Source organism: Streptomyces plumbidurans (genome assembly GCF_019857225.1).
Lineage (GTDB): Bacteria > Actinomycetota > Actinomycetes > Streptomycetales > Streptomycetaceae > Streptomyces > Streptomyces plumbidurans.
The window spans coordinates 1-15,917 of the sequence record NZ_JAFJSY010000073.1 but is presented as its reverse complement, the minus strand read 5'-3'; the positions used below and the strand labels follow the sequence as shown (position 1 = coordinate 15,917).

Genomic DNA, 15,917 nt, shown 5'->3' with positions numbered 1-15,917 from the left:
ACAGTGCTGCTCGGGTCGCCCCTCCGGTCGCCCCGCTCGTCCTCAGTAGCCGAAGTCCTGGGTCCACCACGGGCCGCCCGACCCGAAGTGCACACCGACCCCGAGGGTCTTGAAGTCGCAGTTCAGTATGTTCGCCCGGTGGCCGGGGCTGTTCATCCAGGCGTCCATCACCGCGGCCGCGTCGGCCTGGCCCCGCGCTATGTTCTCGCCGCCGAGGGTGCTGATGCCGAGCGCGGACGCCCGGTCCCACGGAGTGGCCCCGGTGGGGTCCGTGTGGTCGAAGAAGCCCTCCGCGGCCATGGCCGCGCTGAAGGTCTCGGCCAGCTCCGTGAGCGTGCTGTTGGCGGACACCGCGCTGCAGCCGACCTTGGCGCGCTCCTCGTTGACCAGCTTGAGCACCTCCGCCTCGGCGGCGGACTCCGCGGAGACCGTCACCGGCGCGGTCGTTTCCGCGGGCGGCTGGGTCTCCTTCTTCGGCGGCGCGGTCGTCGGCTTCGTGGCGGGCGCCTTCGGCTTCTTCGTCGGCGCCTCGGTGGGCGCCGCCGACGAGGTGGACGGGGCCGGCGACGGCGAGGCCGAACGGTCGGCGCCGCGGCTCGTCGAGGACCCCTGGTCGTCGCGGCCCTGGACATGGCCGGAGGTGCCGCCCTGCTCGGCCGCCGAGTTGGTCGGCGTGCCGGCGGCCTGCACCTTGTCGCCGCCGCCACCCCCGCCGCCGAGCCTGTAGTTGTCGAGGCCGGGCATGGCACCCGTGGCGACCGCGACGGTGCCGATGGCGACCGCGGCGGAGACGCCGAGCAGTCCGCTGCGCACCGGCGTCACGGCCTTCTTCTTGCGCCGCGACCCACCGCGCCCCGAGCCCTTGCGGGGCGCGAGCCCGTGCTCCGGGAAGACGGTGGTGAAGTCCTCCTCGGAGGCGAAGAGGTAGGCGGCACTGCGCGCCTCGGCCTCCGCGTACTGCTCGGTGCGTATCTCGCCGTAGCTGTCGGTGGCGACCCCGGCGGCGACCTCCGCGGGGGCGTCGCTGCCGGCCTCGGTGGCGTACTCGTCGGAGCGCAGATACGGGGCGATGCCGATGGTCGGCTCCGCCTCACCCGCGTAGGTCTCCGGCGGTTCGTAGCTGTACGAGTACTTCCGGGGGTCGTAGCCGCTCGAGTACGAGCCGTCCCTTCCCGTGACCCCCGTGGCGCGTCCCGTGGCGGCGCGGCCGGCGGCTGAGCGTCGGTGGCGTCCCATGTTCTGGCCTTCCTCGTTCCGTGGCCGTCTCGCGCCCCAACAGGCCCGCGAGTGACCCAACTCACTCGATCGAGTGAGTTTCATATGAGATTCACTGGGTGGGGACGGTACCGCATGGCGCAAGAGGAGGAAGTGTCCGGAGAGACATTGGCCGGTTAGGTTGCACTCATGAGCGAGGATGTGCGACTGGTCGCCTGGGTGCGGGGACGCGTCCAAGGTGTGGGTTTCCGCTGGTTCACCCGGGCCAAGGCCCTCGAACTCGGGGGCCTGAGTGGTTTTGCTCTCAATTTGGGGGACGGACGGGTCCAGGTGGTCGCGGAGGGCCCCCGGGAGCGGTGCGAAGGACTGCTCGGCTGGCTCCGGGGCGACGACACGCCCGGCCGGGTCGACGGTGTCACCGAGATCTGGGACACACCCCGCGGGGGCTACGACGGCTTCGCCATCCGCTGACCCCATTGTGTAAATCGGCCCAGGCGGGGGCGCCGGAACGTGCCAACAGCAGCTGCCGGGAGCAGAAACTGCCTGGTGGTTGCCAAGAACCACTTGTCGTGGCAGGCTCCGCACGTAAGAGAGATCGCCACGCCCCGAGGGCCCCGCAGGAGTCGTAGCGCCGCCGCTTTCCGGCCGCGCACCCCCGGTTGCCCGCCAATACGGGGCGTGATCGTGTTGACCGTCAAACTTTTTGGTGAGACGCTGAAAGCACCCCGCGCACCTTAGCTGTTTGGCATGGATGAACGGCAGCACGAACTCAAGAGTGTCAAGCACCGCGGGTGCGATTCCCTCACGACCCACACCGCTTCGGTCGGTCACTCAGTGTGGAGGACCATCCATCATGGCAAAGGCGCTTCTCGGTTACGTCGGCGGCTCCGACCCTCGACTCCTCGCCGAGATGCGACGGCTCCAGCAGCGTGTCCAGGACCTGGAATCCGAGCTCGTACGGATCCAGGCGGAGAACGACGCGCTCGCGGCTGCCGCTTCTCACGACAGGATCATGGAGAGCATCGACGCACACCAGGCGGAGCCTGCGCTCACCTGATCACTGCATCGAACCGCGACAGCAGTGGTTGGGCCGCCCGTATCAACCGCTAAGTTGTCAGAGTTTGCAAGGGACGCTTCGGCGTCCCTTCTTTCTTTCCCCCGCGCATCCTTTCACTCTCTTCAACATCTGGTGTGCCCTGCACAAACCTGCGTGAAACCGCGAGGTGGCCCGGGTTCATCGTGCGGGACGGCGCCGGAAGGTAGAGTCCGGCGGCGTGCACCTCAAGGCCCTGACCCTCCGCGGGTTCAAGTCGTTCGCCTCGGCGACCACGCTCCGGTTCGAGCCGGGCATCACGTGTGTCGTGGGACCGAACGGCTCGGGCAAGTCCAATGTGGTGGACGCCCTGAGCTGGGTCATGGGTGAGCAGGGCGCCAAGTCCCTGCGCGGCGGCAAGATGGAGGACGTCATCTTCGCCGGCACCACAGGGCGCCCCCCGCTGGGCCGCGCCGAGGTGTCCCTGACCATCGACAACTCCGACGGTGCCCTGCCCATCGAGTACGCCGAGGTCACCATCACGCGGATCATGTTCCGCAACGGCGGCAGCGAGTACCAGATCAACGGCGACACCTGCCGCCTCCTCGACATCCAGGAACTCCTCTCGGACTCCGGCATCGGCCGCGAGATGCACGTCATCGTCGGCCAGGGCCAGCTCGACTCCGTCCTGCACGCCGACCCGATGGGCCGCCGCGCCTTCATCGAGGAGGCGGCCGGTGTCCTCAAGCACAGGAAGCGCAAGGAGAAGGCCCTCCGCAAGCTCGACGCGATGCAGGCCAACCTCGCACGCGTGCAGGACCTGACCGACGAACTGCGCCGCCAGCTCAAGCCGCTGGGCCGCCAGGCCGCCGTCGCGCGCCGGGCCGCCGTCATCCAGGCCGACCTGCGCGACGCCCGCCTGCGCCTGCTCGCCGACGACCTCGTACGGCTGCGGGAGGCCCTGAACGCCGAGGTCGCCGACGAGGCCGCACTGAAGGAGCGCAAGGAATCCGCCGAGCAGGAGCTGAAGAGGGCCCAGCAGCGCGAGGCGCTCCTGGAGGACGAGGTACGCCGGCTCACCCCGCGGCTCCAGCGCGCCCAGCAGACCTGGTACGAACTCTCGCAGCTGGCCGAGCGGGTGCGCGGCACGATCTCGCTGGCGGACGCGCGCGTGAAGAGCGCGACCTCGGTGCCGCCCGAGGAGCGGCGCGGCCGTGACCCCGAGGACATGGAGCGCGAGGCCGCGCGGGTCCGGGAGCAGGAGGCCGAACTCGAAGCGGCCCTGGAGGCGGCCGAGCGGGCCCTGGAGGACACCGTTGCGCACCGGGCCGAGCTGGAGCGCGAACTCGCCCACGAGGAACGGCGCCTGAAGGACGTCGCCCGTGCCATCGCCGACCGCCGTGAGGGGCTTGCCCGGCTGAACGGCCAGGTCAACGCCGCCCGTTCGCGCGCCGCCTCCGCCCAGGCCGAGATCGACCGCCTGGCCGCCGCCCGTGACGAGGCGCAGGAGCGTGCGGTCGCCGCCCAGGAGGAGTACGAGGCGCTGCAGGCCGAGGTCGACGGCCTGGACGCCGGCGACGCCGAACTCGGCGAGCGGCACGAGGAGGCGAAACGCCAACTGGCCGACGCCGAGGCCGCGTTGACGGCGGCCCGGGAGGCGACCACGGCGGCGGAACGCAAGCGCGCGGCGACCCAGGCACGGCACGAGGCGCTGGCGCTGGGACTGCGCCGCAAGGACGGCACGGGCATACTGCTCGGCGCCAAGGACCGCCTCACCGGCCTGCTGGGCCCGGCCGCCGAGCTGCTGACGATCACGCCCGGCTACGAGGTCCCGCTGGCCGCCGCCTTCGGCGCGGCGGCGGACGCCCTGGCGGTCACCTCCCCATCGTCGGCGGCCGACGCCATCCGCATGCTCCGCAAACAGGACGGCGGCCGGGCGGCACTGCTCTTGGCGGGAACTCCTGAAGACACCGGTGCGGCAGCCGACCCCAGGGGCGCGGGGAACGGCGCGCCCAGCCACAACGAACCCGCAGCCGCCGAACTCCCACAAGCCGCAGACTTCGTCCGCGCCCCCTCCGACCTCCTCCCCGCCATCCGCCGCATCCTCCACGGCATCGTCGTGGTCAACACCCTCGAAGACGCAGAGGACCTCGTCTACACCCACCCCCAGCTCACAGCGGTGACCGCCGAAGGCGACCTCCTCGGCGCCCACTTCGCCCACGGCGGTTCCGCGGGCGCCCCCAGCCTGCTGGAGGTGCAGGCCTCCGTGGACGAGGCCGCCGCCGAGCTGGAGGAGCTGGCGGTGCGGTGCGAGGAGCTGACGCAGGCGCAGCAGACGGCACAGGAGCGCCGTAGGGCATGCGCCGCGAGTGTCGAGGAGCTGGGGGAGCGCCGCCGCGCCGCCGACCGGGAGAAGTCGACCGTCGCCCAGCAGCTCGGGCGGCTCGCGGGTCAGGCGCGGGGCGCGGCAGGAGAAGCGGAACGTTCCGTCGCGGCCGCCGCCCGGGCGCAGGAGTCGCTCGACAAGGCGCTGCAGGAGGTCGAGGAACTCGCGGAACGCCTCGCCGTCGCCGAGGAGATGCCGGTCGAGGAGGAGCCCGACACCTCGGTACGGGACCGGCTCGCCGCGGACGGCGCCAACGCCCGCCAGACCGAGATGGAGGCCCGGCTCCAGGTCCGTACGCACGAGGAGCGGGTCAAGGGACTGGCCGGACGGGCCGATTCGCTGGACCGGGCCGCGCGCGCGGAACGCGAGGCACGCGCGCGTGCCGAACAGCGCCGGGCGCGTCTGAGGCACGAGGCTGCCGTGGCGGAGGCCGTCGCCTCCGCTGCCCGGCAACTCCTCGCGCACGTCGAGGTCTCGCTCGCCCGGGCCGACGAGGAGCGCACCGCCGCCGAGGCCGCCAAGGCCCGGCGCGAGCAGGAGCTGACGGCCGCCCGCACCACGGGCCGCGACCTGAAGGCCGAGCTCGACAAGTTGACGGATTCAGTCCACCGGGGTGAGGTACTCGGCGCCGAGAAGCGGCTGCGCATCGAGCAGCTGGAGACCAAGGCGCTGGAGGAACTCGGTGTGGAACCCGCGGGACTCGTGTCCGAGTACGGCCCGCACCAGCTGGTGCCGCCCTCGCCCCCCGCCGAGGGCGAGGAGCTGCCGGAGGACCCGGAGCACCCGCGCAACCGGCCGAAGACCTTCCACCGCGCCGAGCAGGAGAGGCGGCTCAAGGCCGCCGAGCGTGCGTACCAGCAGCTCGGCAAGGTCAACCCGCTGGCGCTGGAGGAGTTCGCGGCGCTGGAGGAGCGCCACAAGTTCCTCAGCGAGCAGCTGGAGGACCTGAAGAAGACGCGCGCCGATCTGCTGCAGGTCGTCAAGGAGGTCGACGAGCGTGTCGAGCAGGTCTTCACGGACGCCTACCGGGACACCGCCCGGGAGTTCGAGGGAGTCTTCAGCCGGCTCTTCCCCGGCGGCGACGGACGGCTGATCCTCACCGACCCCGACAACATGCTCACCACGGGTGTCGACGTCGAGGCGCGTCCTCCGGGCAAGAAGGTCAAGCGGCTGTCGCTGCTCTCGGGCGGCGAGCGGTCGCTGACGGCCGTCGCGCTGCTGGTGTCGATCTTCAAGGCCCGGCCGAGCCCGTTCTACGTCATGGACGAGGTCGAGGCCGCCCTCGACGACACCAACCTCCAGCGGCTGATCCGCATCATGCAGGAGCTGCAGGAAGCCTCGCAGCTCATCGTGATCACGCACCAGAAGCGGACCATGGAGGTCGCGGACGCGCTCTACGGCGTCTCCATGCAGGGCGACGGCGTGTCCAAGGTCATCTCGCAGCGGCTCCGCTGACGAGGTCACGGACGCCGTCACGTTTTCTTCAAGAAGTGAACACGGCCGTGCCTGGCAGGTATCTAGAAGCTCACACTCGACCCCCTATTGACTTCGAAACTTGAAGGCATAGTCTCGGGAAAGTTGCTTTTGACCTTCAGGTGTGAGTGGCGCGTACCTGTGCGCCACTTGAACCTGACAGGCGCCCCCCACTCCGGCAGCGACGCCGGTGGCCCGAGGAGTTCCCACGTGACCAGCACTGAGCAGGCACCCAAGTCAGGAGCCGGTTCGGCTCATCCCGAGCACCTCGGGCGCGTCGTCTTCATCGCGGCGGCAGCCGCCATGGGCGGTTTCCTCTTCGGCTACGACAGCTCCGTGATCAACGGCGCCGTCGAAGCGATCCGGAGCCGCTACGACATCGGCTCCGCCGCCCTCGCGCAGGTCATCGCCGTCGCCCTGATCGGCTGCGCCATCGGCGCCGCGACCGCGGGCCGGATAGCCGACCGCATCGGCCGCATCCGGTGCATGCAGATCTCCGCCGTGCTCTTCACCATCAGCGCCGTCGGCTCGGCGCTGCCCTTCGCCCTGTGGGACCTCGCCTTCTGGCGCATCGTCGGCGGCTTCGCCATCGGCATGGCCTCGGTCATCGGCCCGGCCTACATCGCCGAGGTCGCCCCGCCGGCGTACCGGGGCCGGCTCGGCTCCTTCCAGCAGGCCGCGATCGTCGTCGGCATCGCCGTGTCGCAGCTGGTCAACTGGGGTCTGCTCAACGCCGCGGGCGGCGACCAGCGCGGCACCCTGCTGGGCCTGGAGGCCTGGCAGGTCATGCTCGGCGTGATGGTGATCCCGGCCATCGTCTACGGCCTGCTCTCCTTCGCCATCCCCGAGTCCCCGCGCTTCCTCATCTCCGTCGGCAGGCGCGAGCATGCCCGCGAGATCCTCGGCCAGGTCGAGGGCGGCGGCGCCGAGCGCCTGGACGCCCGCGTCGGCGAGATCGAGCACGCGATGAGGAGCGAAGAGAAGTCCTCCTTCAAGGACCTGCTCGGCGGCGGCTTCTTCTTCAAGCCGATCGTCTGGGTCGGCATCGGCCTGTCGGTCTTCCAGCAGTTCGTCGGCATCAACGTCGCGTTCTACTACTCCTCGACGCTGTGGCAGTCGGTCGGCGTCGACCCGTCGGACTCGTTCTTCTACTCCTTCACGACGTCGATCATCAACATCGTCGGCACCGTGATCGCCATGGTCTTCGTGGACCGCATCGGCCGTAAGCCGCTGGCCCTGATCGGCTCGGTCGGCATGGTCGTCGGTCTCGCGCTGGAGGCGTGGGCGTTCTCGTACCACCTCGTCGACGGGAAGCTTCCTGCCGCGCAGGGCTGGACCGCCCTGATCGCCGCGCACATCTTCGTCCTCTTCTTCGCCCTGTCCTGGGGTGTGGTCGTCTGGGTCATGCTCGGTGAGATGTTCCCGAACAAGATCCGCGCCGCCGCCCTGGGTGTGGCCGCCTCCGCGCAGTGGATCGCCAACTGGGCGATCACCGCGAGCTTCCCGTCGCTGTCCGACTGGAACCTGTCCGCGACCTACGTGATCTACACGGCGTTCGCGGCGCTCTCCATCCCGTTCGTGCTGAAGTTCGTGAAGGAGACGAAGGGGAAGGCGTTGGAGGAGATGGGGTAGCTGCTCCGCAGGGGGCGCGTTCGTGGTCGTGGGTCGTCTGCAGCGGCGTCGTGGCTGGGCGCGCCGTTCCCCGCGCCCCTTTGGGGTGCTGCGGTCCGTGGTTGTGTGCGGCGGTGTTGTGGCTGGTCGCGCCGTTCCCCGCGCCCCTTTGGGGCGCTGGCTCAGGCGGGCAGTTGAGGGAGTACCTGTTCCGCGAACAAGCGCAGGCTGCGCCAGCCCTCGTCGAGGGGCATTCCTCCGGCCAGGGGGTGCAGTACGAGGTTGTCGAGGCCCTGCTGTACGCACTGGTCGGGGGTGAGGATGCGGTAGATGCCCTCGGCGCGTAGTTCGGGCACGGTTGTCGCGGTCGACTTCACGGCGGAGCGGATGTCGCCGGACTGCCAGGAGGCGTAGGTGCGGGCCTCGTGCAGGAAGTGCCGGCCGTGCTCGGCCCAGGTGCGGTCCGGGTCCTCGGCGATGTGCAGCAGCGGGGTCTCGGCACCCGGCATCATGGTCCAGCCCTCGGTGCCGTACTCGACGAGCCGCTCCTTGTAGTACGCCTCCAGCTCCGGCAGGTGGGCGCTGGGGAAGAAGGGCAGGCCGAGGCGGGCGGCGCGGCGGGCGGCGGCCTTGGAGGAGCCGCCGACCAGCAGCAGCGGATGCGGCTCGGTCTGCGGGCGCGGGGTGATGCGGACCGTGCGGCCCCGGTACTCGAAGGGCTCGCCCGTCCAGGCCTTCAGCAGCGTCTCCAGCACCTCGTCCTGCAGCTTCCCGCGCCGCTTCCACTCCACGTCGAAGATCTCGTACTCCTCGGGCCGGTACCCGATCCCCGCGACCGTCACCAGCCGCCCGCCGCTGAGCAGGTCCAGCACGGCGATCTCCTCGGCCAGCCGCAGCGGGTCGTGCAGCGGGCCGATCACCGCCGAGACGGTCACCGCGACCTGGCTGGTCGCGCCGAAGACGGCGCCCGCGAAGGCGAAGGGTGAGGGCAGCCAGTTGTTGGCGACTCCGTGGTGCTCCTCGGTCTGCACGGTGGTGATGCCGTGCTCATCGGCGTAGGCCGCCATCTCCAGGGCCGCCCGGTAGCGGGCGCCGAGGGAGGCGGGGGTGGCGTCGGGTTCGACGAGGTTGAAGCGGACGACCGAGACGGGCATGGGGGCTCCCCTCCACCGGGCGGGTGTGGAGGGGGACGTTAGCTGACGGAGTGTCAGACATCCAGAGGGGTGTCGCCGGACTCCATGACTGATACTGGACGGGTTATGGAAACCGTCATCCTTGCTGTAGTCATCGCCGTGGTCGTGCTCGGCGCGATCGGCGGGCTCGTCATCGGCACCCGGCGCAAGAAGCCGCTGCCCCCGCCCCCGCCCGCCGCGCCCGACATCACCACCCCTCCCGCCGAGCCGCACATCGGCGACGAGGCCGAGACGCCCCGCGACGAACCACGCCGGACGATAGAGGAGGTGGATCTTCCGGACGGCTCGGCGCCCGTCACCGTCGAGGAGCCGCCCTCCCTCGAAGTCCCCGAGATCGAGGTCCCCGAGCCGGCCGCCGGCCGCCTCGTACGCCTCCGTGCCCGCCTCTCCCGCTCCCAGAACGCGCTGGGCAAGGGGCTGCTCACGCTCCTGTCGCGCGAGCACCTGGACGACGACACCTGGGAGGAGATCGAGGACACGCTGCTCACCGCCGACGTCGGGGTGGCCCCCACCCAGGAGCTGGTCGACAACCTGCGCGAGCGCGTCAAGGTCCTCGGCACCCGCACCCCCGCCGAGCTGCGCAACCTGCTGCGCGAGGAGCTGCTGAAGCTGGTCGGCGCCGATCTCGACCGCACGGTCAGGACCGAGCCCGAGACCAGCAAGCCCGGCATCGTGATGGTCGTCGGTGTCAACGGCACCGGAAAGACCACCACCACCGGCAAGCTCGCCCGTGTCCTGGTGGCCGACGGCCGCACCGTCGTCCTGGGCGCCGCCGACACCTTCCGTGCCGCCGCCGCCGACCAGCTGCAGACCTGGGGCGAGCGCGTGGGCGCCTACACCGTGCGCGGGCCCGAGGGCGGCGACCCCGCCTCCGTCGCCTTCGACGCGGTGAAGGAGGGCAAGGAGATGGGCACCGACGTCGTCCTCATCGACACCGCCGGACGCCTGCACACCAAGACCGGGCTGATGGACGAGCTCGGCAAGGTCAAGCGCGTCGTCGAGAAGCACGCCCCGCTGGACGAGGTCCTGCTCGTCCTGGACGCCACGACCGGGCAGAACGGCCTGGTGCAGGCGCGGGTGTTCGCCGAGGTCGTCGACATCACCGGCATCGTGCTCACCAAGCTGGACGGCACGGCCAAGGGCGGCATCGTGGTCGCGGTCCAGCGGGAACTGGGCGTGCCGGTCAAGCTGGTCGGCCTCGGGGAGGGCGCGGACGATCTGGCGCCGTTCGAGCCGGAGGCGTTCGTTGACGCCCTTATCGGAGAGTAGGGCCGACCCCCGGTCCTGGTACGTGCTCGAAGAAGCGCCCGCCTCCAAGGTGCAGTTGGGAGCGGGCGCTTCGCTGTGCGCGGCTGCGGCGCGGGTCTACGGCCGTGACCGATGGGCGACGTAGGCCAGTGTCCCCAGCAGCAGCCGGGCCGCCGGTGGCTTCGAGGCCGAGTCGAGGGCGGGCGGGCGCAGCCAGCGGGCCGGGCCGAGGCCGCCCCGGTCGGACGGCGGGGCCGTGATGTACGCGCCGGGGCCGAGGCCGCGCAGGTCGAGTGCGTCCGGGTCGTCCCAGCCCATGCGGTAGAGCAGCTCGGGCAGTTCGGCGGCGGCGCCGGGGGCGACGAAGAACTGGACGCGGCCCTCGGGGATCGCGCTGACCGGGCCGAGCGGCAGCCCCATGCGCTCCAGGCGGACCAGCGCCCGGCGGCCGGTGGGCCCGGCCACGTCGATGACGTCGAAGGTGCGGCCGACGGCGAGCATGATCGAGGCGCCGGGGCACCCGCTCCACGTCCTGACCACCTCGTCGAGCGTGGCGCCCGCCCCGACCCTGGGCGCGAACTCCAGCGGATGCGCCCCCGGTTCGCCGCAGTCCACCCGGCCGCACGAACAGGCTCCTTGCGCGGCCCGTGCGCCTGCTACGACGTCCCAGCCCCAGAGCCCGGTGAACTCGGCGACGGCGGTGCACTCCGAGGAGCGGCCGCGCCGACGCGAGCCGGAGCGGATCTCGCGGATGCCGCCGATCGTGAAGCCCATACCCCCTCCAACGGGTCCGACGCGTCGGTGGTTACGACGCGGATGCGGATCGTGACCCTGTGTGTCCGCGGAGCCATCCCCTCCGCCTGTCCCGGGCGGCGCCGGAGGTGCCCCGGGTGGTGAACTCGACGGCGCGCGCCCCTGTGTGCATCGCTCCGCCTACTCCCGATCGGTCTATGTCAAGTGAATCGCGTGGAGGCCACCGTGAGTTCATTCGAAGGGGTGGCGAATGGTGGCGTTTCCGGGATCGCCATGGCTGGACGGGTGATCGTAGGATTACTTTGAGTGCACGAGTCCTGGGGGCACATGCACTCGTGGGTATGCCGGGGGCAAGTCGGTATCCCGTTCGAAGGGTGAGAACTGGCGGACGGAGGACCGTATTTACCGGCATTCTGATAGGGCTTGGCGCACTCGGCGACAAGTGGTCTCAGGGATGGGGGCGTTCCAGTGAGCGGCAGCGACGGAAGCGGGACGACCGCGACGTGCACGGACAAGCGCCCCAATGAGCTGCTCACCTCGTGGTTCGTCCGCAGCGGCTGGTCGAAGGGCGAGCTGGCCCGTCAAGTCAACCGCAGGGCCCGCCAGTTGGGGGCCAACCACATCTCCACGGACACCTCCCGGGTGCGCCGCTGGCTGGACGGCGAGAACCCCCGCGAGCCCATCCCCAAGATCCTCTCCGAGCTGTTCTCCGAGCGCTTCGGCTGTGTGGTCTCCGTCGACGACCTCGGTTTGCGCACCGCACGCCAGTCACCCTCCGCGACCGGCGTCGACCTGCCCTGGACGGGCCCGCAGACGGTGGCGCTGCTGAGCGAGTTCTCGCGCAGCGACCTGATGCTGGCGCGGCGCGGCTTCCTCGGGACCTCGCTGGTCCTGTCCGCGGGCCCGTCCCTCATCGAGCCCATGCAGCGCTGGCTGGTGCCCTCCTCCCAGGCGGCACAGCCCCAGCCCGAGCCGTCGGCCGCGTCCCGCCGCCCCGGCCGGCTCTCCCGGCCCGAGCTGGACCTCCTGGAGTCGACGACGGTCATGTTCCGCCAGTGGGACGCCCAGTGCGGCGGCGGCCTGCGCCGCAAGGCGGTCGTCGGCCAGCTGCACGAGGTGACCGACCTCCTCCAGGAGCCCCAGCCCGAGGAGACCACCAGAAAGCTGTTCAAGGTCGCCGCCGAACTGGCCGAGCTCGCCGGCTGGATGTCGTACGACGTGGGGCTCCAGCCCACTGCCCAGAAGTACTTCGTCCTCGCCCTGCACGCCGCCAAGGAGGCCGGCGACAAGCCGCTCGGTTCGTACGTCCTGTCCAGCATGAGCCGCCAGATGATCCACCTCGGCCGGCCCGAGGACGCCCTGGAGCTGATCCACCTCGCGCAGTACGGCAGCCGGGACTGCGCGAGCCCGCGCACCCAGTCGATGCTGTATGCGATGGAGGCCCGCGCCTACGCCAACATGGGCCAGCCCGGCAAGTGCAAGCGCGCGGTGCGGATGGCCGAGGACACCTTCGCCGACGTCGACGAGTGGGACGAGCCGGACCCCGACTGGATCCGCTTCTTCTCCGAGGCCGAACTGCACGGCGAGAACAGCCACTCCTACCGCGACCTCGCCTATGTCGCCGGCCGCAGCCCGACCTACGCCTCGCTGGCCGACCCCGTGATGCAGCGGGCCGTCGAGCTGTTCTCCAAGGACACCGAGCACCAGCGTTCGTACGCACTGAACCTGATCGGCCTGGCCACCGTGCACCTGCTGCAGCGCGAGCCCGAACAGAGCGCGGTGCTGGCCGAGCGGGCGATGCACATCGCCAAGAAGGTCCGCTCCGAGCGGGTCAACACCCGTATCCGAAAGACCGTCGACACCGCCGTACGGGACTTCGGCGGGCTGGCCGAGGTCGTGGACCTCACCGAGAAGCTCGCGATCGAACTCCCGGAGACCGCCGAGGCGGTCTGAACCCCAAGACCCCGGCCGCGGCCGGCCCTCCCGAACTGCCCGACTCGGCTCCCCCATGCCAGGTCATCGGAAGGCCGTCCGCGGCCGGTTCCTTTCCTTCTTCGAAGGTTGCGCCAGGATAACGATCTACCTGTCCGGCATCCGGCAGTTCATCGAGGCGTAACACACACAGCGCCTTCGTCACGGCGGCGAAACAACGAGGGGCTTCCACCGAAACCGTGCTGCGCCAATCTCATGGCGCATAACCGGCCCACCCCTCATGCCCGCTTCAGGCTTCGCCCGCACGGGGCCGTACCAACGACGAGGAGACGCCGATGGCACCAGCCATCACGCTTGCCGCAGACAAGCTGTCTGCCGCCAACACAGGCTTCATGCTCATTGCTTCCGCTCTGGTGCTGATCATGACCCCCGGCCTCGCCTTCTTCTACGGAGGCATGGTCCGGGTCAAGAGCACCCTCAACATGCTGATGATGAGCTTCATCAGCATGGGCGTCATCACCATCCTGTGGGTGCTGTACGGCTTCTCCATGGCATTCGGTACGGACCACGGCTCGCTGATCGGCTGGACCGGCGACTACGTCGGCTGGGCCGGCATCGACAAGATGGACATCTGGTCCGGCTACACGATCCCGGTCTTCGTGTTCGCCGTCTTCCAGATGATGTTCGCGATCATCACGCCCGCGCTGATAAGCGGCGCCATCGCGGACCGCGTCAAGTTCACGGCCTGGACGCTGTTCCTCATCCTGTGGGCCACGGTCGTGTACTTCCCGGTCGCCCACTGGGTCTGGGGCACCGGCGGCTGGGCCTACGAACTGGGCGTGATCGACTTCGCCGGCGGTACGGCCGTCCACATCAACGCGGGTGCCGCGGCGCTCGGCGTGATCCTGGTCATCGGCAAGCGCGTCGGCTTCAAGAAGGACCCGATGCGCCCGCACAGCCTGCCGCTGGTGATGCTCGGCGCCGGTCTGCTGTGGTTCGGCTGGTTCGGCTTCAACGCCGGCTCCTGGCTCGGCAACGACGACGGCGTCGGCCCGCTGATGTTCGTCAACACCCAGATCGCCACCGCCGCCGCCATGTGCGCCTGGCTCGCCTACGAGAAGATCCGCCACGGCGCGTTCACCACGCTGGGCGCCGCCTCCGGCGCCGTAGCGGGCCTGGTCGCCATCACCCCGTCCGGCGGCGCGGTCTCCCCGCTGGGCGCGATGGCGGTCGGTGCCATCGCCGGTGTCGGCTGCGCCGCGGCCGTCGGCCTGAAGTACCGGTTCGGCTACGACGACTCCCTCGACGTCGTCGGCGTCCACATGGTCGGCGGCATCCTCGGCTCCCTGCTGATCGGCTTCTTCGCCAGCGGCAAGGGCCAGTCCGATGTGAAGGGCCTGTTCTACGGCGGCGGCCTGGACCAGTTCTGGAAGCAGTGCGCCGGTGTCTTCGCCGTCCTCGCCTACTCCCTGATCGCCTCCGCGATCCTCGCCTTCCTGCTCGACCGGACCATCGGGATGCGGGTCAGCGAGGACGAGGAGATCTCCGGCATCGACCAGGCCGAACACGCCGAGACCGCGTACGACTTCAGCGGCGCGGGCGGCGGCGCCGCCCGCAGCACCGTGCCCGCCGGTGCAGCAGCCGCCCAGAGCAAGAAGGTGGACGCATGAAGCTCATCACCGCCGTCGTCAAGCCGCACCGGCTCGACGAGATCAAGGAGGCCCTGCAGGCCTTCGGAGTCCACGGCCTGACGGTCACCGAGGCGAGCGGTTACGGTCGTCAGCGGGGCCACACCGAGGTCTACCGCGGTGCCGAGTACACCGTCGACCTGGTGCCCAAGATCCGTATCGAGGTCCTCGCCGAGGACGACGACGCCGAGCAGTTGATCGACGTCATCGTCAAGGCGGCCCGGACCGGCAAGATCGGTGACGGCAAGGTCTGGTCGCTCCCGGTGGAGACGGCCGTCCGGGTCCGGACCGGCGAGCGCGGCCCGGACGCGCTCTGACCGAGGAAGAACAGGAGTCGCTGGGTGACGGGTACGGACGTGCGCAAGGAAGCAGAGGACTCGGGACCCAGCGGCTACGCGGCGGCCCGGCTGCATCTCCTCACCGAGGGGAAGCAGTCCGGGCCGCCGCGCCGTGAGGCCCTGTCCCGGCTCACGGACGACTGGCTCTCGGGGCTCTTCGACGCGGGCGCCGAGGGATCGCGGGGCGTCTCCCTGGTCGCCGTCGGCGGCTACGGCCGCGGTGAGCTCTCCCCGCGCAGCGACCTGGACCTGCTCCTGCTGCACGACGGCGGCGACACCAAGACGGTCGCCGCGCTGGCCGACCGCATCTGGTACCCCGTCTGGGACCTCGGCCTCGCCCTCGACCACTCGGTCCGCACCCCCGCCGAGGCCCGCAGAACGGCCGGCGAGGACCTCAAGGTCCAGCTCGGCCTGCTCGACGCCCGGCACATCGCGGGCGACCGCGGCCTCACCGCCGCGCTGCGCACCGCGGTGCTCGCCGACTGGCGCAACCAGGCACCCAAACGGCTGCCCGAGCTGAAGGAGCTGGGCGCCGAGCGCGCCGAGCGCCAGGGCGAGCTGCAGTACCTGCTGGAGCCGGACCTCAAGGAGGCCCGCGGCGGGCTGCGGGACGCCACCATCCTGCGCGCCGTCGCCGCCTCCTGGCTGGCCGACGCCCCCCGCGAGGGCCTGACCGAGGCCCGGCGCCGGCTGCTCGACGTACGCGACGCGCTGCATCTGGCGACGGGCCGCGCCACCGACCGGCTCGCCCTCCAGGAGCAGGACCAGGTCGCCGCCGAGCTCGGCCTGCTCGACGCCGACACCCTGCTGCGGGAGGTGTACGAGGCGGCACGCGTCATCGCGTACGCCAGCGATGTCACCTGGCGCGAGGTGGGGCGGGTGCTCAAGGCGCGGGCCGTGCGGCCGCGGCTGCGCGCCATGTTGGGCGGCGGGAAGCCGGTCGCCGAGCGCTCGCCGCTCGCCGAGGGCGTGGTCGAGCAGGAGGGCGAGGCCGTGCTCGCCCGTGCCGCCCGCCCCGAGCGCGACCCCGTGCTGCCGCTGCGCGCC

General features: G+C 70.8%; 12 protein-coding genes. 9 read left to right on the top strand and 3 right to left on the bottom strand.

The features are described from left to right. Positions 1-42 precede the first annotated feature (42 nt). Positions 43-1,236 (bottom strand): CAP domain-containing protein, encoded by a 1,194-nt coding sequence (locus JYK17_RS32630; protein ID WP_222811784.1) that lies wholly within the window; start codon positions 1,234-1,236, stop codon positions 43-45. A 168-nt stretch (positions 1,237-1,404) separates the two neighbouring features. Here JYK17_RS32630 and JYK17_RS32625 point away from each other — a divergent pair, with 168 nt between their 5' ends. The 4 genes from JYK17_RS32625 to JYK17_RS32610 all read left to right on the top strand — a co-directional run bounded on the left by JYK17_RS32625 (position 1,405) and on the right by JYK17_RS32610 (position 7,739). Beyond that, positions 1,405-1,686, top strand: coding sequence for an acylphosphatase (locus JYK17_RS32625; RefSeq protein WP_016432420.1), 282 nt, complete (start codon positions 1,405-1,407; stop codon positions 1,684-1,686). A gap of 382 nt (positions 1,687-2,068) precedes the next feature. Next, entirely contained in the window at positions 2,069-2,272 is a 204-nt protein-coding gene (locus JYK17_RS32620; protein WP_016432419.1) for a hypothetical protein, read from the top strand. A gap of 217 nt (positions 2,273-2,489) precedes the next feature. Beyond that, positions 2,490-6,089, top strand: a complete 3,600-nt coding sequence (gene smc, locus JYK17_RS32615; protein ID WP_222811783.1) for a chromosome segregation protein SMC — start codon at positions 2,490-2,492, stop codon at positions 6,087-6,089. Positions 6,090-6,317: 228 nt separating this feature from the next. Then, entirely contained in the window at positions 6,318-7,739 is a 1,422-nt protein-coding gene (locus JYK17_RS32610; RefSeq protein ID WP_222811782.1) for a sugar porter family MFS transporter, read from the top strand. Positions 7,740-7,900: 161 nt separating this feature from the next. Here the strand turns inward: JYK17_RS32610 and JYK17_RS32605 are convergent, their stop codons facing one another. Next, entirely contained in the window at positions 7,901-8,872 is a 972-nt protein-coding gene (locus JYK17_RS32605; RefSeq protein WP_222811781.1) for an LLM class flavin-dependent oxidoreductase, read from the bottom strand. 105 nt (positions 8,873-8,977) lie between these two features. Between JYK17_RS32605 and ftsY the strand changes: the two genes are divergently transcribed. Continuing rightward, entirely contained in the window at positions 8,978-10,180 is a 1,203-nt protein-coding gene (ftsY, locus tag JYK17_RS32600) for a signal recognition particle-docking protein FtsY (RefSeq protein WP_108015363.1), read from the top strand. A gap of 96 nt (positions 10,181-10,276) precedes the next feature. Here ftsY and JYK17_RS32595 read toward each other — a convergent pair whose 3' ends face one another. Next, entirely contained in the window at positions 10,277-10,933 is a 657-nt protein-coding gene (locus JYK17_RS32595) for a bifunctional DNA primase/polymerase (RefSeq protein WP_108015364.1), read from the bottom strand. A gap of 447 nt (positions 10,934-11,380) precedes the next feature. On the opposite strand from JYK17_RS32595, the gene nsdA reads away from it, so the two are divergent. The 4 genes from nsdA to JYK17_RS32575 all read left to right on the top strand — a co-directional run. Then, the gene (gene nsdA / locus JYK17_RS32590; RefSeq protein ID WP_108015365.1) at positions 11,381-12,865 is read left to right on the top strand and encodes a transcriptional repressor NsdA; all 1,485 of its coding nucleotides are present in this window, start codon (positions 11,381-11,383) and stop codon (positions 12,863-12,865) included. A gap of 314 nt (positions 12,866-13,179) precedes the next feature. Beyond that, positions 13,180-14,514, top strand: coding sequence for an ammonium transporter (locus JYK17_RS32585; protein WP_108015366.1), 1,335 nt, complete (start codon positions 13,180-13,182; stop codon positions 14,512-14,514). Then, positions 14,511-14,849 carry a P-II family nitrogen regulator gene (locus tag JYK17_RS32580; RefSeq protein ID WP_003997576.1) on the top strand — a complete coding sequence of 113 codons (339 nt, stop codon included), beginning with the start codon at positions 14,511-14,513 and terminating at the stop codon, positions 14,847-14,849. Before JYK17_RS32585 ends, JYK17_RS32580 begins: the two co-directional genes overlap by 4 nt. A gap of 24 nt (positions 14,850-14,873) precedes the next feature. Then, on the top strand, positions 14,874-15,917 hold a 1,044-nt coding region (locus tag JYK17_RS32575; RefSeq protein ID WP_222811780.1), incomplete at its 3' end, for a [protein-PII] uridylyltransferase family protein.